Source organism: Actinomyces urogenitalis DSM 15434, from assembly GCF_000159035.1.
Taxonomy (GTDB): domain Bacteria; phylum Actinomycetota; class Actinomycetes; order Actinomycetales; family Actinomycetaceae; genus Actinomyces; species Actinomyces urogenitalis.
In genome coordinates this window covers 1,120,913-1,145,774 of record NZ_DS999574.1, presented here as the reverse complement: position 1 = coordinate 1,145,774, position 24,862 = coordinate 1,120,913, and the positions used below count along the sequence as shown (strand labels likewise).

Here is a 24,862-nt window from a genome sequence, read left to right as displayed (position 1 = left end):
ACCCTTACCACCACACGAAAGGCGTACCTCCCCCGTGGCTGAGTACATCTACCAGATGATCCGGGCCCGCAAGGCCCACGGAGACAAGGTCATCCTCGACGACGTCTCCATGTCCTTCCTGCCCGGCGCCAAGATCGGCATGGTCGGTCCCAACGGCGCCGGTAAGTCCTCCATCCTCAAGATCATGGCCGGCTTGGACCAGCCCTCCAACGGCGAGGCTCGTCTGACCCCGGGCTACACGGTCGGCATCCTCATGCAGGAGCCTCCGCTCAACGAGGACAAGACGGTGCTGGGCAACGTCGAGGAGGGCGTGGCCGAGATCAAGGGCAAGCTGGACCGCTTCAACGAGATCTCCGCCCAGATGGCCGATCCTGACGCGGACTTCGACGCTCTCATGGAGGAGATGGGCAAGCTCCAGACCGAGATCGACGCCGCGAACGCCTGGGACCTGGACTCCCAGCTCGAGCAGGCCATGGACGCCCTGCGCTGCCCGCCGCCGGACGCCGAGGTCAAGCACCTGTCCGGTGGTGAGCGCCGCCGCGTGGCCCTGTGCAAGCTGCTGCTGGAGGCACCTGACCTGCTGCTGCTGGACGAGCCCACCAACCACCTGGACGCCGAGAGCGTGCTGTGGCTGGAGCAGCACCTGTCCACCTACAAGGGTGCCGTCATCGCCGTCACCCACGACCGCTACTTCCTCGACCACGTGGCCGAGTGGATCGCGGAGGTCGACCGCGGTCACCTCTACCCCTACGAGGGCAACTACTCCACCTACCTGGAGACCAAGGAGAAGCGCCTGGAGGTCCAGGGCAAGAAGGACGCCAAGCTCGCCAAGCGACTCAAGGAGGAGCTGGAGTGGGTGCGCTCGTCCGCCAAGGGGCGCCAGGCCAAGTCCAAGGCCCGTCTGGCCCGCTATGAGGAAATGGCTGCCGAGGCCGAGCGCACGCGCAAGCTCGACTTCGAGGAGATCCAGATCCCGCCGGGTCCGCGCCTGGGCAACGTGGTCCTTGAGGCCAGCCACATCACCAAGGGCTTCGACGGGCGCACGCTCATTGATGACCTGTCCTTCACGCTGCCGCGCAACGGCATCGTGGGCATCGTCGGTCCCAACGGCGTGGGTAAGACCACCCTGTTCAAGACCATCGTGGGCCTGGAGCCGCTGGACGGCGGGGACCTCAAGATCGGTCAGACGGTCAAGCTGTCCTACGTGGACCAGAACCGCGCCGGTATTGACCCGAAGAAGACCCTGTGGGAGGTCGTCTCCGACGGCCTGGACTACATCCAGGTCGGCAACGTGGAGATGCCCTCGCGTGCCTACGTGGCCTCCTTCGGTTTCAAGGGCGCTGACCAGCAGAAGCCGGCCGGGGTGCTCTCCGGTGGTGAGCGCAACCGCCTCAACCTGGCGCTGACCCTCAAGCAGGGCGGCAACCTCATCCTCCTGGACGAGCCCACCAACGACCTGGACGTGGAGACCCTGTCCAGCCTGGAGAACGCGCTGCTGGAGTTCCCCGGCTGCGCCGTGGTCATCACCCACGACCGTTGGTTCCTCGATCGCGTGGCCACCCACATCCTGGCCTGGGAGGGGACCGAGGAGAACCCGGCCTCCTGGTACTGGTTCGAGGGCAACTTCGCCTCCTACGAGGAGAACAAGGTCGCGCGCCTGGGTGCCGACGCCGCCCGCCCGCACCGAGTCACCTACAGGAAGCTCACGCGCGATTGAGCCGAGGGATGCCGAGCTTGGCTTGCTCTAGTATCCGAGGCGATTGAGTCGCGTTGCAGGCCGCAGGCCGAGCACGCGCGACCCGGCCAAGGGATGCCGGTGATGACGACGGCGCCGCCCACCACAGTGAAGGTGGGCGGCGCCGTCGTCATCTCAGAGCGGGCAACCGCGGAAGGCTGATCCGGCAGGCTCAGTCCTCCTCGGCCTGCTCCTGCTGCTTGCGCCAACGGATGCCGGCGTCAATGAAGCCGTCGATGTCGCCGTCGAAGACCGAGTCGGGGTTACCGACCTCGTAGCTGGTGCGCAGGTCCTTGACCATCTGGTAGGGGTTGAGGACGTAGGAGCGCATCTGGTCACCCCATGAGGCCTTGACGTCCCCGGCCAGCTCCTTCTTCTTGGCGTCCTCCTCCTGCTGCTTGAGCAGCAGCAGGCGCGACTGCAGCACGCGCATCGCGGCGGCGCGGTTCTGGATCTGGGACTTCTCGTCCTGCATGGAGACCACGAGGCCGGTGGGAAGGTGCGTGATGCGCACGGCCGAGTCGGTGGTGTTGACGGACTGGCCGCCAGGGCCGGAGGAGCGGAAGACGTCAATACGGATGTCAGTCTCAGGGACCTCGATGTGGTCCGTGGACTCGATGAGCGGGATGACCTCGACGGCGGCGAAGGAGGTCTGACGACGCCCCTGGTTGTCGAAGGGGCTGATGCGCACCAGGCGGTGGGTACCGCCCTCCACGCTCAGCGTGCCGTAGGCGTAGGGCGCGTGAACCTCGAAGGTCACCGACTTCAAGCCCGCCTCCTCGGCGTAGGAGGTGTCCAGCACCTTGGTGGCGTAGCCGTGGCGCTCAGCCCAGCGCAGGTACATGCGCAGCAGCATCTCGGCAAAGTCCGCCGCGTCCACGCCGCCCGCGCCCGAGCGGATGGTGACGACGGCGTCGCGCTGGTCGTACTCGCCGCTCAGCAGCGTGCGGATCTCCAGCTCGGACAGGTCCTTGGAGATCGAGGCCAGGTCCGACTCTGCCTCCGCCAGCAGCTCGGCGGCGTCGTCCCCCTCTTCCTCACCGGCCATCTCCACCATGGCCTCCAGGTCATCAATACGTGAGCCGAGGTCCTCCACACGCTTGAGGTCTGCCTGGGCGTGAGAGAGGTTCGAGGTCACCACCTGAGCGGCGTCAGGATCGTCCCACAGGTCCGGTGCAGCCGCCTGCTCGCTGAGCTCAGCGATGCGCGCACGCAGCGCCTGCGGGTCAGTCACCGCCTCGATGGAGGCGTGAGTGTGTCGGAGTCGCTCGATTTCTGCAGGAAAGTCAGTGGCCACGGAGGCGAGTCTACGGCAGGGCGCACCCGCCTCGCCCTCCAGGACCTCGGCCGCCGCCTACCCCAGCTCCATCGCCTGCGCCTGAGCCAGCAGGAGGTCAAGCACCGCGCGGGTCGCAGAGCTCGGGTCCGTGCGGGTGGCTCGGTGGCGCACGACGAGCTGACGCGTACCCAGCCCAGGCAGACGCACCACACTCACTCCCTCAGGAACCTGCCCGGAGACGACTGCGAGCTCAGGCAGGAGGGCGTAGCCCAGTCCGAAGCTCACCATCGCCAGGACGACGTCGTAGTCGTAGCCGACGTGGTGCGTGGTCAGGGGCGTGCCCAGCTGGCGTGACAGGCGTACCAAGGCCTCGGCACCGGCCGTGTTGGGATCCAGGTCGATCCAGGTCGCCCGCACCAGGTCCGCGAGCGTCGAGGGAGCCGGCTGCTCGGGCGGAACCACGATGAGCCAGGACTCATCCAGCAGCGGCACGTCCGCCATGGCACGCGGCGCCGTCGTCAACGAGTGCACGTCACGCTCCAGCAGGACCAGGTCCAGCTCACCGCGCCGCAGCCGCGCCAGACCAGCGCGCTCCTCAGTCTCCTCGATCGTCAGGTGCAGGCCCGGGTGGCTGACGGCCGCATGATCAAGCATGGGCAGCAGCAGCGCGCGGATCGCCGTGGCAAAGGACCCGATGCGCACACGCCCGGTCGGGGTGGAGTCATCCAGCTCCGCAAGCTCCCGGCGCGCTGAGGTCAGCTCATCCTCGATGCGCTCAGCCGTGTCGGCGAGGATGCGGCCCGCCTCCGTCAGAACCGAGCCGGAGGGTGTGCGATCGAGCACATGCGTTCCGACCTCCTTCTCCAGCAGCTTGATTTGCTGACTGACGGCGGAAGGAGACAAACGTTGTGATTCTGCGGCAGCCACGATGCCTCCGGCACGGTGGACGGCCAGCAGGAGGGCCAGGCGGTGTGCAGACAGATCCATGAGCGCCCTACTTCAGCTTTTCTTCATGCCGGATGCAGATACCTTAGATTGAACTGTAGTCCAGGACAGGACAAGATCATTGCATGACTGACGTGATTCCCACCCTCATCGCCATCGGCGGATGGATCGGCGCCGCCGAGTTCCTCCTCGCCTACTTCCTGGTCTCCAAGGGCCGCATCGCCGGAGACTCCCTGAAGTATCAGGCCCTCAACCTCTCCGCCTCCGTGCTGCTGCTCATCAACTGCGCACACACCGGGGCCTGGCCCAGCGCCATCGCCAACGTCTTCTACGTCTTCGTCGGCGTCAACATCCTGGCGACCGTCAAGCGCGCCTACATCGCTCAGCTGGCCCGCCACCACAGCCAGGACCTGCGCGCACGCCTGCACCGCCGCGACCACGCCGACCTCAGCCTCCGCCGGGCCTGAGGCAGCTCCGCCCCTCCTCTCCCTCCCCTCACGCAGTCACCTCATCGCGCCAATCACCCAGCCCACCAGGACCCTGGTTCCAGGAGGGCGCGCACCAGCACCGCGAACGCCACCACCATGACGGGAACCTGGATCAGGAGAACCAGCGCCGCCTGGAACGCCAGCCTGCACCCAACACGTCGCGCCAACTGCTGACGACGCCGCTCACGCAGGTCTGCGGCCTGGGCACGCAAGAGCCCGGACAGGACCTCTCCCCCTTCAGGCGCGCTGACAAAGGCCCGCTGAAGCCGTAGCACCTGGGCCGACGCTCCCGGCTCAGCGCCGAGCCTCGACACCAGCTCCGGTATCAGCGGAGCCCCATCGGGAGGCAGGATCCCGGCCAGCTCGTGCGCGAACGCAGCATTGAAGGTGGAGACCATCAGACGTTCCGCACCCTGCACCGGCTGCCACCCCGTATCAACAGCCAGGGCAAGGACATCCAGCGCCTCAGGCAGGCTCGCCTCGATCTGCCGCCTTCGCACCCATCCCGGCAGGCCGGTACGCAGCCCCAGGACCCGCGCCATGGGGCCGGTGGCAGCCCACGCCCACCCGGACACCACGAGCCACGGCCGCCACTGGCGAGACCGGACCGGCGGACGCGAGAGATACGGCAAGGTCCGGCGCAACAGGACGTTGCGGCGTCGCTCGCGCCAGTACCCCCAGGCGCCCACTCCCGCCAGAAGCAGGACGGCGAGCACCAGCCAGATCACGGCCTCCTCGCTCCCTGCGGCAACCCACCCGCCACACAGGCCAGGATCCCCGCCGCGCCTGACAGGCAGGCCCCAGCCAGCAGCTGCCGCGTACTGGAGGCGTGGGGCGTGAGGTGCACCACCGAACAGTGCAGGGCACCGATGACCAACCACGGCACGAACGCCAGGAGACAGGACCCACGGGCACCCCAGGCCAGTGAGCTGACCATCAACCGGCGCGAGGCGCGCTCCACCCGCAGCGTCGCCGAGAGCTCATGCAACGCCGTCGCCAGCCCAGCCGTGCCCGTCTCCTGAGCCAGTCGCACCAGCGCCATGAGGTGCTCCCCCACCCAGTCATCCAGCTCGCCATCGAGACGATCCAGTGCTTCGTCGAGGATCCCGGACAGGGTGTAGCTGAGCGCGAAGGCCCTAAATGCAGGGCGCAGGGCTGGCGGTCCCGCCTCGGCGAGCCCGGACAGGGCCTCCGGCAGGCCCACTCCCTGACTCAAGGCCGCACCCAGCAGGTCAACAGCCTCAGGCCAGCTCTCCACCTGACGTCTGCGGCGCACCTCCACACCGTGGCGCAGCGCCAGGACGACCACCACCATCGAGGCCACGCAAACCGCCGCCGTCGCAGCCCATGGCAGCGCCGCAGCCTGCACCCCCACGCCCATGACGAGCCCAAGCACCAGCGCCCAGCCAGCACGCGTGGACGGCGAGGCCGCCACCTGCCCAAGCCAGTGCGAAACCCGCCGGAACAGACACCCGAGCCTCGGCGCCCTGGCGCACTGGCAGGCACGGCAAGGGCGCCGACACATCGCGTGCATGAGGCACCTCTGTGCGCAGATGAGGGATAGGGGAAGGTGTGCCCCGCTCATCCTTGAGGAGGGCACATCCACACTATGACATGGCTCACTCCTCTTCGTGGGGCTTTGCGCGGACAATCTCCGTCGAGATTCGCGCCCGGTCTCTCTGGCGCCCCGCCACGGCCCTCACGGGCTCTGCCACGGTGGCGGTCAGCGCGTCACCGCCACCCCCTGGGAGTCCTCGCCTACGGTGGGAGCATGTCGACCACGCCAACTGACCCGACCCGGCCCGCAACCGAGGCCACGCCGGATGCCGGACAGGATGCCCCGGTCCCACAGGACGCCCCAGCCCCCGCGACCGAGGCTGAGCGCGTGGATGAGCCTGCCGCAGGCACGTCACACAGCCACACCTCGACCACGCCGGAGCGGGAGCCCTCGGCCCTCACGCTGGCAGCCATGGCCGCCGTCGCCGTTCCTGGGCTCGATCCGGCCCGCCTCGCCCTGCCGCAAGAGGCCTCGGCCTCCCTGCGCACCGTCGGCGTCATCGACTCCCGCGGCCGTCACTGGGAGGTGCTCCAGGCGCGCTCGGACGCGGCCGGAGCCTCGCTCGACGCCGAGGCCGAGGTTCTGCGCCGCATCGCCCGCAGCCATGACGACGGCCTGGTCTCCTTCGACGTCTCCCGCCCCGCAGGCTCACTGCGACGCGAGGGTCTCCACGTCCAGGTGCGCTCGCACATCGAGGGAAAGCCCATCAGCATCGCCTCCCTTCGGCCCGGCCCCGGCCTGTCAGCAGGGCTAGGCCGAGCACTGGGAGAGCTCCACGAGCTGTCCACCACGGTTGTCTCCGAGGCCGGTCTGCCCGTCTACGACGCCGACGAGGTCCGCACGAACTGGCTTACCCTGCTCGACGACGTCGCCGCCACCGGCAAGGTGCCCGCCTCCCTGCTGTCTCGATGGGAGCAGGTCCTGGACGACACCGCGCTGTGGCGCTTCCGCCCCACGGTCGTCCACGGGGACCTGGCCGAGGAGAATGTGCTGACGGCCGGTGGCGGTGTCGTGGCGCTGCAGGGCCTGTCACAGATCCACGTTGGCGACCCGGCCGAGGACCTGGCCTGGATCTACTCGACCGCTCCGGTGGACTGTCTGGACTCGATCGAGGCGGCCTACGACCTGGCCCGGACCGAGGGCGTGGACAAGCACCTGCGTGACCGAGCCGAGCTGGTCAGCGAGATGAGCCTGGCCAAGTGGCTGCTGCACGGGGTGCGTTCCCAGGACCAGGAGATCATCGACGACGCAGTCTCGATGCTGGCCGACCTGCTCGACCAGGTCGGCGACGAGCCGCTGGTCGAGCCCCACGAGCCGCGTCTGGCCCCCGTTCCGGGAACTCGGACGAGCGCCGGCCCTGACGAGGCCACGAGCGAGATCACGATGGTCGAACGCCAGGCCGATCACTCAGGCACCGACGCCGAGGTCACCGGCGACGCCGCTGTCTCGGCGCGCACCGACCTGGCGGCGGACCAGACCCCCACCACGGACCTGGCCGCCGTGGTCCCGCTCAGCGCCCAGGAGCGTGCGCAAGACTGAGCGTGCGGGTGAGCGTCTCCATGCTCAGCAGCTCCTGGCCGCTCAGTTCATCGACCTTGCCACCGGGGTAGTCGACGTAGGCGTAGGCGGCCCTGACCGCCTCGGCCGGGATGCCGAGTGAGGCAGCCCAGACGTGGACGTAGACACTGAGTTGGTCCACCGGCACGTGGTGACGGCCCGTCTTCCAGTCGACGATGAGCCAGGCGGCCGGCTCATCCTCGCCGCTGCCCTCCCGCCGGAAGACCGCGTCGATCCGGCAGCGCAAGGTGACCCCGCTGATCGTCATCTCACGCTCAACCTCCGTGTCATGTAGGAGGTAGCCCTGGAGCAGGTCAAGGTCCTGCGCCGTGGCGAGCCAGCGTTCCAGGGTCTGCCGGTCCTGAGCCGAGACAGTGTCCGGTACGCCAGCCTCCTCCAGGCTGAACAGGGCCGAATGCGGTGACAAGCGCTGCGTGACGGAGTCGTGGAAGACCGTGCCCAGCCGCGCCGAGGCACTGGGCCGGGAAGGTAGGGGCCTGCGCAGGTGGAGGGCCAGCTCCTCTGGATCGGTGCGCAAGGCATCGAGCTGCGTGGCAGCCAAGTGGGCAGGAAGGTGAAGCTGACGCGGAGCACTGGCCTCCTGCTCGCGCTCGGCCAGCAGAACACGCGCCTCCTCGCACCAGCGCGCCACGAGGGTGCTCGGCTCGCCATCGACCTCCGCCTCAGGCGCTGCCTGCTGATCACCCTCGCTGTGCTCAGACTCATGGCGAAGCCGGACAGAGGCATCCTGGCAGGCCTGAGCGACCTCCTCCGCAGCCTGCTGACGCGCCAGGGCCACACCGTCACGGTCCTCCGCCTCGTCAGCAGCTCCCGGCTGCACCGGCCACAGCACCCGCGCACGACGCGTCACCAGGCCGTTGCCGTGCTCAGGATCGAAGTCGACCCATCCAGGGCCATAGGGCTGGACCAGGTCACGGCGTCGCAGCTCAGCCAGGAACCGGCTCATTGGCCGCGGCGTCGTCGAGCTCTTGGACAGATGGGAGCCCGTGAGCAGAACGTCATGGCGAGCGCGTGTCAGGGCCACGTAGGCCAGGCGACGTTCCTCCGAGACGCCGTAGCGCCCCAGCGCCAGGCAGTACTGATCCAACAGGTCCTTGACCTCGTCCTTGTCCACCTCAGGCGGCTCAAGGACACCCAAAGTGAAAGGTGGCAAGGTGGCAGCGTCCATCCGCAGCGGGTGCGGGAACTCATCGGCCGAGCCCATCCAGGACTTCGAGCGCACGGAGAGGTCCTCACGCGGCTGCGTGGAGTAGAGCGGGAAACCCTTCTCATTCATGCCGATCACCGCCACGTGGTCCCACTCCAGCCCCTTGGAGGCGTGAATCGTCATGAGCTGGACCGCGCCCGGCTCGGGCTCGACCTCCGGGGCAGACAGGGCACGCTCGTGAGCCTCTGCCGCGTCCAGCCACTCTAGGAAGCTCGGGAGGCTCGCAGAGTCCAGGTCCCGGGTGAATTGCTCGGCGACCTCGCGCAGCCCGTCCAGTCCCCGCCGTCCGATCCGGTCATCGACCCTGGCCGCGACCTCGATATCAAGGTCCAGGCACTGTTCGGCCAGCGTCACGAGGTCCGCCAGCGGCAACCGCATCGCCCGGCGTACCCGACGCAGCTGGCGCGCCAGGCGGTCAGCCAGGCGCGTGGCTGCCGGGCTCAGTCCAGGCACGCGGACGCCCGCCAGCCCGTCTGGATGACGGTCCGCGCTGCGGGCCACGGCCTCGATCGCCTCAGCCAGCATCGGAGAGTCCGGCTCGGCGTCCGGAATCTGCGCGACGCTGCTTGCCCCTTGTGAGCTCTTGTCAGCGGGCGGCTGGAATGGTGAGGTGCCGCGCATCTGACGGCGAGCGTGAGCGTAGAGGGCGGCCAGGTCCGCTGCGCCGATGCCGCCTGCGGTCAGCAGACGGACCAGCCAGTCGCCGCGCTCAGGGTTGGCGGCCACCGTGAGCAGGGCGCGCACGTCCGCGACCTCCGGAATCGTGAGCATGCCTCCGATCCCCACGATCTCGTAAGGCAGCGAGCGTGCTCGCAGCGCCTCAGCCACGGGCAGGAGCGAGTCCCGGGTACGGCTGAGCACGGCCAGCTGCGCCTGTGGGTTCCACCTGTCCGCCAGGAAGCTCGCGACCACCTCTGCCTCCTGGAGCGGATCGGCCAGGTAGGCACCAAGTACGGCTCCTTCAGCCAGGCCCGCCTGGCGGGGCCTGGCGTGCAGCTGCTCCACAGGCACCCGCGGTGCCGGCGCGTCCCCGGGTGCCGGGGTGTGGTGCCGCAACGGGGCAGACAGGGCGTTCGCTGCCTCAAGGACCCGACTGTCATTGCGCCATGCCGTGGACAAGGGCAGGACCGGGATGGTGGTCAGCGGGTCCGCGCCCCTGTGGACCGCCTGGCAACCAGCGGGATTGAAGGCACGGTGGAACTCATCCAGCGCCGCGGCGCTGGCACCACGCCATCCGTAGATCGCTTGGTTGGGGTCGCCGACGGCGGTCACGCCGCTATCGGCGAAGAGACGGGCCAGGAGCCTGACCTGCGCCGTCGAGGTGTCCTGGAACTCGTCGAGCAGAACGCCACGGTACTGCTCGCGCAGCGCCGCAACGACCTCCTGTGATCCCGGTGCGCTGACAACCCGGTAGGCCAGGGCAATCTGGTCCCCGAAAGTCAGCATGCCCTGGGAGCGCTTGACGTCCCGGTACTCCTGGACCAGGTCCAGCAGCGCCAGACGCGTCTTCATCGCGGTGTCAAAGCCCTTGACCGCAGTCTTGAGCCCCCGCACCGTGGCCAGGGACTCGAAGAATGAGTCCAGCTCACCCAACTGCTCGCGGGCCTGATCCACCTCCAGCAGGTTCTCGCACAGGGCACCGTCCAAGGCGAGCACCAGCTCGGTGACTCGGGCGGGAGACTCCAGGGGCAGGGGCTGCCGGCGTCGCTCGACGATGGCGGAGACCACCTGCCAGGCCCGTGCCTCGGTGATGAGCGTCGCGTCCGGGTCCACCCCGATGCGCAGGCCGTGGTCTCGCACGATGGTGCCGGCGAAGGAGTTGTAGGTGGCGATCGTCGGGTCCAGCCCCTCCTCGTCTCGCTCAATCAGACCCGAGCCAGCCAGGGCGTCCAGGCGCACGCTGATGCGCTGGGCCAGCTCGGCCGCCGCCTTGCGGGTGAAGGTCAGTCCCAGGACCTCGCCAGGCTCGACCGCGCCACTGGCCACAAGGTAGACCACGCGCTGGCTCATGGTTGCCGTCTTGCCACTGCCGGCACCTGCCACCACCAGCACAGGGCTCAAGGGATGACAGATGACGGCAGCCTGCTCAGGCGTGGGCTCATGGATGCCCAGCGCCCGTGCCAGGTAGGCGGGGGTCAGCTCCGCCTGGGGAGCAGAGGAGGCAGCGGGGGTGGTGGACATCATGCGACACTCCTTCGACCTTCGGGAACAGCCGGGCACGAGCTCTTGACCGAGCAGAACCGGCAGTGGTCGCCAACGCGCGCCTCCAGGCGGGCGCCCGAGGCGTCTACAGCCGCACCGGCAACGAGCTGGCTGGCCCAGTCCTCCCCCGTCTGTGCATCAGGACTGGCAGCCAAGGCCGCACCGGGGGGATAGATCCGGGTCTGTCCGTTGCGGTCCGCACTCTCCCCCAAGGCCACCAGCCCAGCGCCGCTGACCTCATAGCCCAGTGCCTCCAGGGCCATGCGGTAGGTCGCCAGCTGCGCGTTGCGCGCCACGTCACCAGCCGGACGCCGCCCGGTCTTGAGATCCATCACTCTCACACGCCTGCCCTGGCCCGCAGGAAGCTGGTCCAGCTCCTGGGTTCCTGACTGCATCTCGTCCAGGGCCTCGACCATCTCGATCCGGTCGATCCGGCCGGCCAGCCGCACCCCGATCACGCCGTCACGCCCCGGTTCGTCGTCAGTATCCTCAGACGGAGGCAGGGGCAGGTCCAGCTCGACGTCGATCCGTTTCTCCACCAGGACCTGCCCGGGCACGGAGGCGAGGTAGGAGTCCAGGCGGTCGATGATGTCGTGGGCGCGCTGCCGGGCCAGCTGCTCGATCCAGGTCCCAGGATCGGACAGCTCAGGCATCTGGGCCTCCAGGAGCTCGTGCAGGCTCTCGCCGCGCAGCCCCTCACGCTGTGCCCGCTCAGCGATGGCGTGGACCACGTTGCCCAGACGCTGCTGGCCGGAGGTCCCGGTGTCCCCACCATGGCGCTGAAGGAACCACCGCAAGGGGCAGGTTGACAGGTTGTCGACGTCGGAGGGGCTGACCCGGACACGCTCGCCGTCCGCCACCAAGGCCGTGGCGGAGGTCGCCACGCCGTGGGGCCAGGAGCTCGGGTCTGCCTGGCCGATCCCCGCCTGGGCCACCGAGGCCAGGAGCGCCGCCGCCTGGCGGCCCTGCTGGCGCTCCTGCTCCGTGGCGGTAGGAAGGTGCCCCCTCACCGTCGCGCGCCGCAGCTCGGCCACCAGGCCGCGCAGGGTCAGCTCACCGACGTCGGGGCTGGTGAGCACCTGGCCGTCCTCATCGCTGACCTGCACACCTGCGCTGCGAGCCACCTCCAGGAAGAAGCCTGACGGAGCGTGCTCCTCGTCCTGGCAGGCCGTGACCACCAGGCGACGCGTGGCCCGGGTCAGCGCGGCCAGGAGCATCCGACGCTCATCAGCGCGTACCTGGGCACGTGCCGAGACGCGGTCCATCTGCGCGCTGCGCCGTCCACCAGGCTCACGGGGCAGCCGGTCCGTCACCGCCTCCACCAGGAGACCAGCGCGGGTCAGGGAGTCACGCAGTCGTAGGTCCGGCCACTGGTCCCGGTTGACACCGGTGACGGCCACGACCTCCCACTGGCGTCCTGCGGCGGCTGCCGGGGTCAGCACGCTGACGCCTGCAGGCCTGACACCCGTGGGGGCCACGGAGTCTGACGGCAGGACCTCGCCGGCCAACTCGCTGAGGAACACCGCAGCGTCCTGGCCTGGATGACGCTCGGCCCAGACCTCAGCACGCTTGAACAGCGCCGTCACCACGTCCAGATCGTGCTCAGCGGCCTCAGCGAGCACACCATCCTCACCGCTACCGGTGTCCCCACCGAGCGAGACCTGACGCCACTGCTCGGCGCATCCGGAGGCCTGCCACGCCGCCCACAGCAGCTCCTCTGCATCCACACGCCCCTGGCCGGTCCCCTCATCCCCCTGGGGCCGCGCGTCATGGCAGGCCTGGACCACCGCGCGGACCTCGGTCACGATGCGTGCGGCCCGCTCCAGGCTCCTGGCCTGAGACACCAACGGGTCCTGGCGCAGCTGCTCGAGCAGCGCCCGCGCCAGCTGCAGGCTGCAGGCGGTCCTCACCAGCACCTCATCAGCCTCCTGCTGCGGGAAGGCCGTGCGCAGCCGACGACGCAGCCGCCGCAGGTCGAGCACGCTTAACCCGATCAGGGGGCTCGTCAGCAGCCTGAGCACCGCCTCGCGCTGGGCCGGCGCATCGTCCTGCCCCAGCTCACCAGCCAAAGCGGACCTGGCCACGTCCGTCACCGCTGCCGCGGCTGGCTCAGCGCGCAGCAGCACCGCTGGGCTGGAGGCGGACAGGGGTACGCCGCGCCGTCGCAACTCACGCGCCACCGCCTGGGCGGCGCCGGCCGACCGCACGATCACCGCCATCTGGTCCCAGGCGGTGCCGTGGAGAACGTGCTCGCTACGCATCACCCGCGCCACATGCGCGGTCTCCTGACAGGCGCTGGAGGCCACGATCGCCGTCACGGCCGCAGTGCGCTCCCCAGCCACTACTGTGCAGGTCTCCGAGGGCTGGCAGCCCCCGGAGACCTCCTGCTCCGCGAGCCGCGGGTGGCGGTGCACCGGGCTACCGGTCACCGGCACCCGATCGGCCTGGTCCTCCCACACCCGCACGAGCTCGGCACCGCCGCGGTAGCGGGTACGCAGTGTCATCCTGGTGGCGGCCAGGCCGGAACGGTCCTCAGCCTCCACCAGCAGGCTGGGTGTGCCCCCGCGGAAGGTCTCGACCGCAACGTCCGGATCTCCCAGGACCACCACCTGGCTACGGTGCCCGGAGGAGTCTGGACGCGCCAGGCGTGCCAGGAGCCTGGAGGTGGCTGCCGTGCAGTCCTGGTAGTCGTCCACGATGACGAGGTCCGGAACGGGCGGAGGAACCTGGACGCCGTCAGCATTCCAGCGCTCCAGGGCCTCGCGGGCACGGTCCTGGATCCGGGCCGAGTCCATCTTGCGGGTCTGACTGCGCCGTGAGGAGCTCGGGCGCCCCTGAGCGTCCCAGGCACGCAGCAGCGGCACCGCCTGCCTCCAGATCTCGACGTCGAGCTCCTCAGCCAGCTCTGCGAGCTCGGCCGCTCCCACTCCCAGCTCCCCAGCGCGAGCCAGCAGGTTGCGCAGCTCGGACCTGAAGGCGCGCGAGGTCACGGCCTCAGGCGGCAGCGGCTGCCAGTGGGCAGGGTGGAGCATCTGCGCCAGGGCCGCGTCCTCCTCCGCCCCGACCAGCAGGACCGGGGCCGGAAGCGGGTCCGGCCGGGATGACAGCGAGGTGGACAGCACCATGAAGGCGTAGGAACCCGGCGTACGCACCCTCACCGCACCGCTGCCCTGCCCGGCCAGGAGCTGAGCCGCACGCTCACGCAGCTGCTCGGCCCTGCCACGGGTCGGGGCCAGGATGAGCGCATCGCGTCCCTGCTCCACGGCCTCGACCAGGAGCCGCAGGGCCAGGCTCGACTTGCCGGTGCCAGCAGCCCCGAGCACCACCAGGTTGCTGCCCCCGCGCACCTGCTCCAGGACCTGGGCGGTCTGCTCGTCAGGCTCAGGAAGCGGGACCACAGGCAGCGGTGGCAGCAGCCGGATGGGCTGGGTCATGACGTCGTCGGACATGAGGCAATCCCATCACGACCCACCGACACGAACTCGTGCTCGACGCGCTGAGCCGTGCCGGACCCGCCGTCACCTCACCTGAGGGACCAGCGGCGTCCGCGTGGCGCGAAAAGCGGGCGCCAGCGCTCCCACCGCACCGCCCGAGCCTCACGGCTCGCCTAGGATCCCAGGCATCACGCTGCAGGTGGGCAACCGCCCACGCCACGGCGCCACGCCGCCGTCACCCCGTCGTCGACCATGAGGAGCACCCATGCAGGTCACCATCGGAATCAAGCACTCCGGCCGCGAACTGGCCCTGGAGACCTCCGCCAGCCAGGACGAGGTCCTGGCGACGCTGGCGGGCGCCGCCACCCAGGACATCACCCTGGCTGATGACAAGGGCCGCAAGGTGTTCGTCCCGGCCGGTTCCCTCGCCTACGTCGAGCTGGGCGAGGCCACCCCTCGCCGCGTCGGCTTCGGCATCTGAAGGCCTCAGCCACAGCGCACCGCAACGCGGCAGATCTGGCCGCTGAACCAGGGCGGGTCGCTCACCTCCAGGGTGGGTGACCCGCCCTGTCTCATGAAACGGGCACGTCACATATATGACACACACCACCCTTTAGCCTTCCGGCACCCTGTGCACCCGACCCGAAGGCGTCCCTGCGAGATCTTCATATCGTGGCGGGCTCGCAGCGGTGCTGGCTCTGGCGCTCCTGGCGCCAGCCTCAGCCACCGCGAGCGCTGCTCCCGCTGTGCCTGCACCATCGACCGCTTCCGCCTCCGCCTCCTCCGACCAGCGCGTCAACGTCGTCGTCCTGCTCAAGGACCAGCCGGCCACACCCTCAACCGGCCAGGAGAAGAGCAACGTCGCCGACCAGGACGCGCTGATCGCCGCGTGGTCCGACCGCTACGACCTGAGCGTCGAGCGTCAGTTCGGCTACCTCGTCAACGGCTTCTCCGCCTCGATGCCGGCCGGCAAGATGCTGGCCCTGGCTCAGGAGAGCGCCGTCGCCTCGGTCAAGATCGAGCGTGTCTACGACCACGTCGAGACCGGAGACGCCCCTGACCTCGCCTCGTCCCAGTCCCTGGAGCTCACCCCGTCCCAGCACTCCGCGCGCGTGGCGCAGGGAGTGCCGACGGCGCTCAAGGACTACGGCGCGGACGGCACCGGACGGTCGTGGCCATCATCGACTCCGGGATCGATCCCGAGCACCAGGACATGCACCTGGACTCCAGCGCGCGAGACAAGGCCAAGATCAAGACCGTCAACCCGGCCCCTGAGGCGCACTTCAACGAGAAGGTCCCGGCCGGCTACAACTACGCCGACGAGAACTACGTCGTCAAGGACGCCACGAAGGACCAGCACGGCATGCACGTGGCCGGCATCGTGGCCGCCAACGGCTCCCTCGACGGCGAGACCGCCGAGCAGGCGTGGGCCAAGGGGCGTCTGGACGGCGTCGCCCCGAACGCCCAGCTGCTGGCCATGAAGGTCTTCTCCAACTCCGGCGGCGGCGCCCGCGACGCGGACATCATCGCTGCCATCGAGGACTCGGCGAAGCTGGGCGCGGACGTGCTCAACCTCTCCCTGGGCTCGCCCAACGGCCTCAACGACACCTCCGACGGCACCTACCGCGCCCTGGCCAAGGCACGCCAGGCCGGCGCCATCGTGGACATCGCCGCCGGCAACGCCGGTCTCAGCTTCTCCTCCGACGAGGAGACCTCTGACCTGCTGGGCGTCCTTGACGACGCCGCCCTGGGCTCGCCCTCCTCCAACGCCGACGCCTTCACGATCGCCTCGATCGAGAACACGACGGTGACTCAGCCCCAGGCCTATCGGGTCATCGACGGTTCAGAGCAAGGCATGCTCTACTCCCTGCAGTCCGGCACGGCTGACGGCCAGGACCACCCGCTGGTGGACGTGGGCCTGGGCCGGCCCGAGAACTACACCGCCGGCCAGGACCTTGCCGGCGCCTACGCGCTGGTCGAGCGCGGCGAGATCACCTTCGCGGACAAGCTCGCCAACGCGGTCGAGCACGGCGCCGGCGGCGTGCTGGTCTTCAACAACGCTGCGGGCGGTGACGAGCTGCTGTCCATGGCCGGGATCGACTCCTACACGGTTGCGGGCGGCTCGATCCCGCGCAGCAAGGCCCTGGAACTTCGCCAGGCGCTTGAGCAGAACAAGGACGTGAGCATCCGTCTGACGACCAAGGTCCTGGTCTCGGACAACGACAAGGCCCTGACGCCCTCCTCCTTCACCTCCTGGGGACCGACACCGTCGCTGGACTTCAAGCCCCGGCTCGCCGGCATCGGTGGTGAGGTCTACTCCACCCTCAACGACAACCGCTACGGCACGAAGTCGGGCACCTCGATGGCAACCCCGAACGTGTCGGGCATGGCCTCGCTCATGGTCGAGGAGTACGCCCAGCGCTTCCCCTCCCTGTCCGCCACCGAGCGCGCTGAGCTCATCCGCGTGGCGCTGATGAACACCGCGCAGATCCCTACCGACGCCCAGTCCGTTCCCTACTCCCCGCGTCAGGTCGGCGCGGGCCTGGCCCAGGTGGACAAGGCCATGGCGACCAGCGTCTACGCCACGGTCGAGGACCAGCCTGACAAGGCCGCCGTCGCCCTGCGCCAGATCGACGGCGCTCGCTCCTTCACGGTGACCCTCACCAACCGCTCGGACAAGGACGTGCGCTACACGGTCCCGGCCCAGCAGGTGGTGGGCGAGTCCAACGAGGCAGGAGCACAGACCACCACTCACGTCTCGTCTGAGTCCCTGGTCGCCGACGCCTCCGAGGTCACCGTCCCGGCCGGAGGCAGCGCCACGCTCAGCTTCACGCTGACACCTGACACCTCCTCCACCCACTACATCGAGGGCTGGGCGCGTCTGGTCTCGGTCACCGAGGGCGCCCCGGACCTGTCCGTGCCCTACCTGGGCCTGGTGGGCGACTGGAACGCCGAGGCGATCGTGCGCGCGCCGGGCGACCCCCTGCCCGCCTCCTACGACCCCAACGCCTCGGCCACCGGGCTGGTAGCCACATGGAGCGGAATGACCGTTCCGCTGAGCTCTGAGCTGGGCACCTTCGCGGTCTCCCCCAACGGCGACGGTGACATGGACGTCGTCGCCCCGAGCCTGGTGCTCATGCGCAACGCCTCGGACGCCGAGTACGAGGTCGTCGACTCCTCCGGCCAGGTCCTCAAGGTCATCGGTCAGGAGCAGGGGCTGCGCCGCTCCACCGGCTCCGAGGTCTCGGTGGCCGATGGCTCCAGCGCCTACGTCGCCACCTCCCAGACCTTCGATGGCACCGTGTGGGACCCGGCCAGCGCCGAGTTCGTCCGCGTTCCCGACGGCCAGTACACCTTCCGGGTGCGTACCCGCCTGAGCGCAGACACAGCGTGGCAGACCACCGAGATGCCCTTCACGATCGATGCCACGGCCCCGGTGCTCACCTTCGGCACGCTCCAGGACGGCCGCCTAACCATCACGGTCACCGAGACCGGCTCCGGGCTGATGGACGTGCCCACCGTCACCGGCCCCGACGGCAAGGACCTCACGGTGACCTCGACCGGTGAGAACACCTTCGTCGTCGAGGTCCCGCAGGGCACGCCCTACCTCACCGCCTCGGTCGTCGACCGCGGGTTCAACCTCGCTGTTGCCACCACGATCCTGGCACCGGACACCGACCTGGTCATCCCTGACGCTGAGACTCTGTCCTCCTCCGTCATCGTCTCGGCCTCGCCGCTGGTGTCCGGTGGCCAGCTGCACCTGCAGGCCTTCGTCTCCTCCACGGTTGACCACCTCACCGTGGCCGGCCAGGAGGTCGAGGTGGCCGACGGACGCGCCAACGCCTTCGTCCCGCTGACTGAGGGCCGGCAGGAGATCGAGGTCGTGGCCTACGCCGCGGACGGGACGGTCCTCCAGACCCTGACGGTCCCGGTCACCTACGACTCCCAGGCGCCGGTTCTCACGGTGACCGGACAGCTGGACGACGACGGCGCCCTCGCCCTGGCACAGGACGGCACCGTCACCGTCACGGGCTCGGTCAGTGACGAGCGTGGTGACGCCGCGTTGTCAGTCACGGTGGCCGGTCAGAAGGTCGAGGTCGGCCCTGACGGGTCCTTCTCTGTCACCGTCACCCCGGACGAGAAGCTGGTGACCGTCCCCGTCGTCGCCTCCGACGGGGCGAACACCGCCTCCACCAGCCTGCCGATCGCCGGCCGCTCGGGGCAGACCGAGGCCGCCTTCACACCGCCGACCTTCAACGGCAGCTGCCAGGCGAACCTCAGTGCCTGCTTCGTCTCGGCCGCGGACAGCGGGGCCACAGCCACCAGCTACACGCTGACTGGCTCGATGGGTGACGCCTCCGTCATCCGCCTGACCCCAGCCACGCGCGTGAGCGAGGACGGCTCGGTCATCAACCCCGAGCCGATCCAGGCCCGGAACAACGGCGACGGCACTTTCTCCCTCGATCTGCCCACGCAGCCGGGTATCAACCAGTTCCGGCTGGAGGTCCTGGACAGCACGGGGGCGGTCGTGCCCGGCTACGACCACCCCTTCTTCCTCTACCTCGACGTCACGATGCCGACTCTCTCCTTCGCCACGCCCACGCTCTACGACGGCGTCCTGTACACCAAGGACAGCCCCGTCACCTTCGCGGGCAGCGCTGAGGACGACGGCTGGGGCTACCAGCTCAAGATCAACGACTCGGCCGTCATCGACGTCTACAACGGCTCCGGCACAGGACCTGAGTCCAACAAGCGGGAGTTCTCCCGGGACGTCACCGTCGCCGACGGCGACATTCTGCTGATCGTGGCGGGTGACTCGATGGGCAACACCCTGGCCGGTGGGATCCCGGTCGTCGTCGACACCCAGGCGCCGGACACCCAGATCAGCACCGTCAGTGAGGGCGAGACCGTCGCCGACCAGCGGGTCCTGACCGTCTCGGCCACGGACCAGCACCTGGCCACCGCCCAGGCCACCGTTGACGGCAAGGTCGTCGACTCCCTGTCGACCCCGACCACCGCCAAGGCCGGCACCGTTCAGGGCGCGCTGGCTCCCGCCGGCTCGTCAGCCTCCTCGCAGGAGGGCGAGGAGCCCAATACAGCGGCGTCGCAGCAGGCGGTCCCGGACGAGGCGACCCAGGAGGAGGCTCGCGGCGAGGCCGGGCAGGCCGCCCGCGCGGTCGATGAAGCTGACTCCCCGGTCCTGAGCGCCCAGGTACCCACCGCGGACCTGGCGCTGGGCCGTCACACGGTGTCGGTCACCGCACGCGACCTGGCCGGCAACGAGTCGACCCAGACCGTCAGCTTCGTCGTCGACGCCGCGGCGCAGATCGAGGGAGCCGACGCCCTGTCCCTGCTGGCGGGCACGGTCCTGACCGAGGGCGAGCAGACGGTCACGCTCGTGGCCACCGACACCGCCGGACGCACCGTCACGCTCACGCTCACCCTGGAGACACTGACCCTGCACGACGGCCAGGTCACAGCCACGGGAACCTTCCGCCGCGACGACGCCCTGAGCACCACCGTGAGCGATGGCCGCCTGGTGGTGTCCAACCGGGAGGGTCTGGCAGCCATCGAGGCGGTCATCACCGCCCCCGCCGTGCAGGGCACCAGCGTGTGGCGCGTGCTGGCTGACGGCCGTGAGGTCCCGGTGGCCTCGACCTGGGCCGAGGGCGTGGTGACCTTCACCGGTCCCTCGCGGGCGACCTACCTACTGGTCGCACCGGGTCAGGCTCCCGACGCCGTCGTGACCGGTTCCTGCCAGGGCTCGACCGCCGCTGCATCCGGCTCTGCGACCGGACGCAGCCAGCGTGGTTCCCTGTCACGCACGGGCGCTGACTCCGGCACCCTCCTCCTGGCCTCCACGATGGTGGTCGCCACGGGCCTGGTCCTGGCGGCTCGCCGCCGTCGTCAGGCCTGAGCCACGGTGGGCCGCTGCCCCGGCCCGCCCCGGCTCATGCGCGGCAGCGCCCGTCCCCTCGGTGGGGACGGGCGCTGCCGCGTCCAAGCCGACGAGGCGGTCTCACACGCGCAGACCAATCCCACGCATGCGCTGTACGGCACCCTGCGACAGTGCCTCGTGGAGGTCAGCGCGGTCTGCTGGTCCTTCCAGCAGAGCCGGGTAGGTGGCCAGCATGCCCAGCAGGGTGCCGATCTCCTCCCCCACCACGCGTCGTCCCCACAGGCCCAGGCGACCGGCCAGCTGGGCGTCGGCCTCGATGCCGGGCAGCAGCTGGGCCACCGCCAGGGTGTCAAAAGAGTCCTCGCGGACCAGCCCCGCCAGCTCTCCGGCGTGCTCCTGCCCCAGGCCCGCGACCAGGGTCAGGCAGAAGTCACTCAGCAGCCCCAGGCTCAGGTAGGTCTTGAGCAGGCGCTCGGGCCAGTCGGCCGGGCGCAGGCGCTCGTCAAACTCACCCAGGGAGCCACGGAAGACCTCTGCGAGCGTGGTGGCCTGCCATCCCTGCTCCGCGCAGACCGCCTCCACCTGAGCGAAGGAGTCCACACGGCGCGCCGCCGTCTGCAGCAGCTCGATCCTCAGGGCCATCGAGGGAGCCTTGTCCGCGTCCTTGGCGTGCCGGATACTCGCCACCGAGGAGGCGAAGGCAACCATGCCCAGGACCGCGGGCAGGTACCCGGTGGAGGACGGCGCTGACAGGGGCGATGGGGCATCAGTCATGGACACAGCGTAGGTCCCCCACTCTCGCCGTGAGTTCGCCCACGCCGGCCCCGTAGGGCCGCCGCTGACCAGGACGGAAGCGATGACGGGCCGCTAAGGTGGCCCTGTCCACGGTTGCCCGGTCGTCCAGCAGCCACGCCCCGCCGGCTCGAGGCCCTGAACGGAGCAGATTCACGATCGGCTGCCATCGATGCCAGGCCGCCCTCGCCGCCGCCTGTCAGCCCGAGGCCCACCGCCTCAGACCCGGCAGGCCGCGGCTAGCGAGCCTGTGCCGCTGTCCGGCACGGGAACGCACGCGGCCGATCAGACTGAAGGAACGTCGTGACTGACGACATCACCGCCCAGGACGCCAGCGAGCCCGGCGCCCAGCCCACCACCGACGCCGCCCCGGCCCAGCCGAGCTCCGGGGTCATCGAGACCGCCCAGGCCCACGCCCCCGTCCTGGACGAGGCCACCCCCGATATCACTGACGAGGGTGACGAGACCGACCTGAGCGCCAAGACCTTCGCCGACTTCGGCGTCGAGCCTGAGATCAGCCAGGCCCTGGCAGACAAGGGCATCATCCACCCCTTCCCCATCCAGGCGCTGACCCTGCCGGTGGCCCTGGACGGACGCGACGTCATTGGCCAGGCCAAGACCGGGACCGGTAAGACGCTCGGCTTCGGGATCCCGCTGCTCATGGACACCCTGGGCCCGGGCGAGGAGGGCTGGGACGAGGACCCGGCCTCCGGCTCCCCGCAGGCCCTGGTGGTCCTTCCCACCCGCGAGCTGGCCAAGCAGGTGGCCACCGAGCTGGCCCAGGCCGCAGCCAAGCGCACGGTGCGCATCGTCCAGGTCTACGGCGGTCGTGCCTACGAGCCTCAGATCGAGGCCCTGGAGAAGGGCGCTGAGGTGGTCGTGGGAACCCCCGGCCGACTCATCGACCTCATGGAGCGGGGCGTGCTGTCCCTGGAACACGTGACCACCGTGGTCCTGGACGAGGCCGACGAGATGCTTGACCTCGGCTTCCTGCCGGATGTGGAGAAGATCCTGGCGCGCACGCGCCCGGACCGCCAGACCATGCTCTTCAGCGCCACCATGCCCGGCGCCGTCGTGGCGCTGGCCCGCCGCTACATGTCCAAGCCCACCCACATCCGCGCTCAGGACCCGGGCGACGAGTCGATGACGGTCACCAGCGTCAAGCAGGTCGTCTACCGCACCCACGCCCTGAACAAGGTCGAGGTGGTCTCGCGCATCCTGCAGGCCCGTGGACGTGGGCGGACCATCATCTTCACCCGCACCAAGCGCACGGCGGCCCGCGTGGCCGAGGACCTGGGATCGCGTGGATTCGCCACGGCCGCCCTGCACGGGGACCTGGGTCAGGGCGCGCGCGAGCAGGCTCTGCGGGCCTTCCGCCACGGCAAGGTTGACGTCCTCGTGGCCACTGACGTAGCCGCGCGAGGCATTGACGTCGACGACGTCACCCACGTCATCAACTACCAGTGCCCCGAGGACGAGAAGATCTACGTCCACCGCATCGGCCGGACCGGCCGTGCTGGGCACTCCGGCACCGCCGTCACCTTCGTCGACTGGGACGACGTCCCTCGCTGGCGCCTGATCGCCAAGGCCCTGGGCCTGCCGGTCGAGGAGCCGGTGGAGACCTACCACACCAGTGACCACCTCTTCTCCGACCTCGATATCCCCGAGGGCGTGAGCGGCACGCTGCCCAAGAACCAGCGCACGCTGGCGGGACTGGCGGCCGAGGAGATCGAGGACCTGGGCGAGACTGGCAAGCGACACCGCGAGGGCGGGCGCGGTTCCCGCTCTGGCGGCCGGGGTGGGCGAGGGTCGCGCTCAGGCTCGCACGGCTCGTCTCGCGGCCGTCGCGGCGGCGAGCCCGCCCGCGAGGGCAATGAGACGACGTCGGGCGGATCCTCCGGCTCGCAGCGCAAGCCTCGAACGCGTACCCGCAAGCGCACCCGTGGCGGTCGTAGCGACCGTCCTAGCGAGGACTGAGCCGCCCCGTATACCTCTGCCTCACGGCGATCCACCGCTGCCCCTCACCTCCCGCGTCCCCCAGGAAGACATGGCCTGGGACGGCGCGGGGCGCGAGGGGCAGCGAGCCTCTGGACGGGTTCAGAAGTGCTGGTGGATCCAGGCCAGGACGCCGTCGCCCATCATCTGCACCGCGATCGCGGCCAGGAGCAGCCCAAAGATCCGGGTAAGCACGCGGATGCCGGACTCCCCCAGCACACGGTGCAGTGGCAGAGAGAAGCGCAGTGACAGCCAGATGACGACGTGAGTCGCCACGAGGGCCGCGACGATGCTCACCCACCCAACCACCGGCGTGCTGGCCGAGTCCACGGCCACCATCGCGGCGACGATCGCGCCGGGACCGGCCAGCAGGGGCGTACCCAGCGGGACCAGGGCCGCGTTGGCCGTCACGGCGTCCGGGTCCGGGTTCTCGTCAGCCCGGTCGGTCAGCAGCTCCAGAGCCACCAGCAGCAGGAGCAGGCCGCCGGAGAACTGCAGAGCAGGCACCGAGATCCCCAGGAAGGTCAGGATGTAGCGCCCGAAGAGCGCGAAGGCCACGATGACGGCGAAGGCGACAAGCGTGGCCTGCCGGGCCGAGGCCCTGCGCTGGGCGTCGGTCTGCCTGCTGGTCAGTGACAGGAAGATCGGCACCGCGCCCAGAGGGTCCTGGATCACCAGGATCGTGGTGAAGGAGGTGGCGAACAGGGACAGGCTGAAGATCGAGTCGAGCATGCGGGGTCTGGCGATCCTCTACTAGGTGACGGATGAGTGGCAGCGTAGACGCTCCTGGCGCAGCCGGCATCTCTGGCACGGCCGCGCGCCCCGAGGTCGTCAGGGGGGCAGGAGCGGCAGGCTGCCCTCCTCCACGATCTGCTCTAGCAGCTCAGCCGGCATGAGGTTCTCCCCCAGTCGGTTCGGCTTGCCCGCGCCGTGGTAGTCCGAGGCCCCCGAGCAGGCCAGGCCCAGGCGGTGGGCGAGCTCTCGGGCCTGCTCGCGCTGGGCGGCGTCGTGATCTCGGTGATCGACCTCGAGGGCAGCCAGGCCTGCCTCCGCCATCCGCGCGAAGGTCTCATCTGGCACCAGACGGCGCTGACGCCCGCCGGCGCGCGGATGCGCAGCCACGGGCACACCACCGGCGGCCCGGACCAGCTCGCAGGCACGCACCGGGTCCAGTGCCCAGTGGCCGACGTAGTAGGGACTGCCCGTGGCCAGCGGCCCGGCGAAGGCAGCCGAGCGATCAGGGAAGGATCCCGCAGCCACCAGCGCGTCAGCGATATGCGGACGCCCGATCGTCACGGCCTGGGAGGCCTGGGTCACCACGTCCTCCCACGTGATCGGGTAGTCCTGGCTCAGGCGCTCGACGATGCGCTGGGCGCGGCCCTCCCGCGAGGCTCGCGCGTGCTCGAAGGCCTCCTCCAGCCCCGGGGCCTCGGGATCGGGCAGGTAGGCCAGCAGGTGGAGGGTGACACCACGGTCCATGCAGGAGATCTCGATCCCGCGCAGCAGGCTCACCCCGGTCTCGGGCACGGCTGCCGCCGCCTCGGCCCAGCCGGCCGTCGTGTCGTGGTCGGTCAGCCCCACGACGTCGAGGCCCGCCCTGGCCGCAGCCTCCATGAGCCCGGCCGGGGAGTCGGTGCCGTCAGAGCACGCGGAGTGGGTATGAGGGTCGATGCGCACCCGTGCAGTCTAGGAGGCGCCTGCCGTGGCGGTCGTGCACGCTCCGGCCTCGCTGCCCGGCCCGCGCCAACGG

The 24,862-nt window shown here is 69.8% G+C and carries 15 protein-coding genes; 6 read left to right on the top strand and 9 right to left on the bottom strand.

Going from position 1 to position 24,862, the window contains the following annotated elements; all coding sequences use genetic code 11:
• Window positions 1-34: 34 nt before the first annotated feature.
• Window positions 35-1,717, top strand: a complete 1,683-nt coding sequence (gene ettA / locus HMPREF0058_RS04910; protein ID WP_006548605.1) for an energy-dependent translational throttle protein EttA — start codon at window positions 35-37, stop codon at window positions 1,715-1,717.
• 190 nt (window positions 1,718-1,907) lie between these two features.
• Here the strand turns inward: ettA and prfB are convergent, their stop codons facing one another.
• Both prfB and HMPREF0058_RS04900 read right to left on the bottom strand, forming a co-directional pair.
• Window positions 1,908-3,032 carry a peptide chain release factor 2 gene (gene prfB, locus HMPREF0058_RS04905; protein ID WP_006548604.1) on the bottom strand — a complete coding sequence of 375 codons (1,125 nt, stop codon included), beginning with the start codon at window positions 3,030-3,032 and terminating at the stop codon, window positions 1,908-1,910.
• 57 nt (window positions 3,033-3,089) lie between these two features.
• Complete coding sequence (locus tag HMPREF0058_RS04900) at window positions 3,090-4,001, bottom strand: LysR family transcriptional regulator (RefSeq protein ID WP_006548603.1); 912 nt, start codon at window positions 3,999-4,001, stop codon at window positions 3,090-3,092.
• 83 nt (window positions 4,002-4,084) lie between these two features.
• Between HMPREF0058_RS04900 and HMPREF0058_RS04895 the strand changes: the two genes are divergently transcribed.
• Window positions 4,085-4,426, top strand: coding sequence for a CBU_0592 family membrane protein (locus tag HMPREF0058_RS04895; RefSeq protein ID WP_006548602.1), 342 nt, complete (start codon window positions 4,085-4,087; stop codon window positions 4,424-4,426).
• A 53-nt stretch (window positions 4,427-4,479) separates the two neighbouring features.
• Here the strand turns inward: HMPREF0058_RS04895 and HMPREF0058_RS04890 are convergent, their stop codons facing one another.
• Together HMPREF0058_RS04890 and HMPREF0058_RS11730 are read right to left on the bottom strand one after the other, a co-directional pair.
• Entirely contained in the window at window positions 4,480-5,175 is a 696-nt protein-coding gene (locus HMPREF0058_RS04890) for a type II secretion system F family protein (protein ID WP_006548601.1), read from the bottom strand.
• Window positions 5,172-5,882, bottom strand: a complete 711-nt coding sequence (locus HMPREF0058_RS11730; RefSeq protein ID WP_048684726.1) for a type II secretion system F family protein — start codon at window positions 5,880-5,882, stop codon at window positions 5,172-5,174. Before HMPREF0058_RS11730 ends, HMPREF0058_RS04890 begins: the two co-directional genes overlap by 4 nt.
• A gap of 336 nt (window positions 5,883-6,218) precedes the next feature.
• Between HMPREF0058_RS11730 and HMPREF0058_RS04880 the strand changes: the two genes are divergently transcribed.
• Window positions 6,219-7,544 carry a phosphotransferase gene (locus HMPREF0058_RS04880; protein ID WP_006548599.1) on the top strand — a complete coding sequence of 442 codons (1,326 nt, stop codon included), beginning with the start codon at window positions 6,219-6,221 and terminating at the stop codon, window positions 7,542-7,544.
• On the opposite strand, the gene HMPREF0058_RS04875 is transcribed toward HMPREF0058_RS04880, so the two are convergent.
• Together HMPREF0058_RS04875 and HMPREF0058_RS04870 are read right to left on the bottom strand one after the other, a co-directional pair.
• Window positions 7,516-10,971, bottom strand: a complete 3,456-nt coding sequence (locus HMPREF0058_RS04875; RefSeq protein WP_101638117.1) for an ATP-dependent helicase — start codon at window positions 10,969-10,971, stop codon at window positions 7,516-7,518. The two genes, HMPREF0058_RS04880 and HMPREF0058_RS04875, sit on opposite strands and share 29 nt — an antisense overlap.
• Window positions 10,971-14,441 carry a PD-(D/E)XK nuclease family protein gene (locus tag HMPREF0058_RS04870; protein ID WP_006548597.1) on the bottom strand — a complete coding sequence of 1,157 codons (3,471 nt, stop codon included), beginning with the start codon at window positions 14,439-14,441 and terminating at the stop codon, window positions 10,971-10,973. The genes HMPREF0058_RS04875 and HMPREF0058_RS04870 overlap by 1 nt, the downstream gene beginning before the upstream one ends.
• Window positions 14,442-14,691: 250 nt before the next feature.
• Between HMPREF0058_RS04870 and HMPREF0058_RS04865 the strand changes: the two genes are divergently transcribed.
• A complete protein-coding gene (locus HMPREF0058_RS04865; protein ID WP_006548596.1) occupies window positions 14,692-14,907 on the top strand; it encodes a DUF3107 domain-containing protein in 216 nt (71 codons plus the stop codon).
• 690 nt (window positions 14,908-15,597) lie between these two features.
• Window positions 15,598-20,343: a S8 family serine peptidase gene (locus HMPREF0058_RS04855; RefSeq protein ID WP_006548594.1), complete on the top strand. Its 4,746-nt coding sequence runs from the start codon at window positions 15,598-15,600 to the stop codon at window positions 20,341-20,343.
• Window positions 20,344-20,445: 102 nt separating this feature from the next.
• On the opposite strand, the gene HMPREF0058_RS04850 is transcribed toward HMPREF0058_RS04855, so the two are convergent.
• Window positions 20,446-21,099 carry a ferritin-like fold-containing protein gene (locus tag HMPREF0058_RS04850; RefSeq protein ID WP_034237073.1) on the bottom strand — a complete coding sequence of 218 codons (654 nt, stop codon included), beginning with the start codon at window positions 21,097-21,099 and terminating at the stop codon, window positions 20,446-20,448.
• 321 nt (window positions 21,100-21,420) lie between these two features.
• On the opposite strand from HMPREF0058_RS04850, the gene HMPREF0058_RS04845 reads away from it, so the two are divergent.
• A complete protein-coding gene (locus HMPREF0058_RS04845) occupies window positions 21,421-23,094 on the top strand; it encodes a DEAD/DEAH box helicase (RefSeq protein WP_006548592.1) in 1,674 nt (557 codons plus the stop codon).
• 120 nt (window positions 23,095-23,214) lie between these two features.
• On the opposite strand, the gene HMPREF0058_RS04840 is transcribed toward HMPREF0058_RS04845, so the two are convergent.
• Both HMPREF0058_RS04840 and HMPREF0058_RS04835 read right to left on the bottom strand, forming a co-directional pair.
• The gene (locus tag HMPREF0058_RS04840; protein WP_006548591.1) at window positions 23,215-23,844 is read right to left on the bottom strand and encodes a MarC family protein; all 630 of its coding nucleotides are present in this window, start codon (window positions 23,842-23,844) and stop codon (window positions 23,215-23,217) included.
• A 99-nt stretch (window positions 23,845-23,943) separates the two neighbouring features.
• A complete protein-coding gene (locus tag HMPREF0058_RS04835; protein WP_040319530.1) occupies window positions 23,944-24,789 on the bottom strand; it encodes a PHP domain-containing protein in 846 nt (281 codons plus the stop codon).
• Window positions 24,790-24,862 lie beyond the last annotated feature (73 nt).

Bases quoted from the DNA above. Each gene is read 5' to 3' on its own strand.
- HMPREF0058_RS04900 (WP_006548603.1), bottom strand. From the start codon at position 4,001: ATGGATCTGTCTGCACACCGCCTGGCCCTCCTGCTGGCCGTCCACCGT.
- HMPREF0058_RS04850 (WP_034237073.1), bottom strand. From the start codon at position 21,099: ATGACTGATGCCCCATCGCCCCTGTCAGCGCCGTCCTCCACCGGGTAC.
- HMPREF0058_RS04870 (WP_006548597.1), bottom strand. From the start codon at position 14,441: ATGTCCGACGACGTCATGACCCAGCCCATCCGGCTGCTGCCACCGCTG.
- HMPREF0058_RS04895 (WP_006548602.1), top strand. From the start codon at position 4,085: ATGACTGACGTGATTCCCACCCTCATCGCCATCGGCGGATGGATCGGC.
- HMPREF0058_RS04875 (WP_101638117.1), bottom strand. From the start codon at position 10,971: ATGTCCACCACCCCCGCTGCCTCCTCTGCTCCCCAGGCGGAGCTGACC.
- HMPREF0058_RS04840 (WP_006548591.1), bottom strand. From the start codon at position 23,844: ATGCTCGACTCGATCTTCAGCCTGTCCCTGTTCGCCACCTCCTTCACC.
- HMPREF0058_RS04865 (WP_006548596.1), top strand. From the start codon at position 14,692: ATGCAGGTCACCATCGGAATCAAGCACTCCGGCCGCGAACTGGCCCTG.
- HMPREF0058_RS04880 (WP_006548599.1), top strand. From the start codon at position 6,219: ATGTCGACCACGCCAACTGACCCGACCCGGCCCGCAACCGAGGCCACG.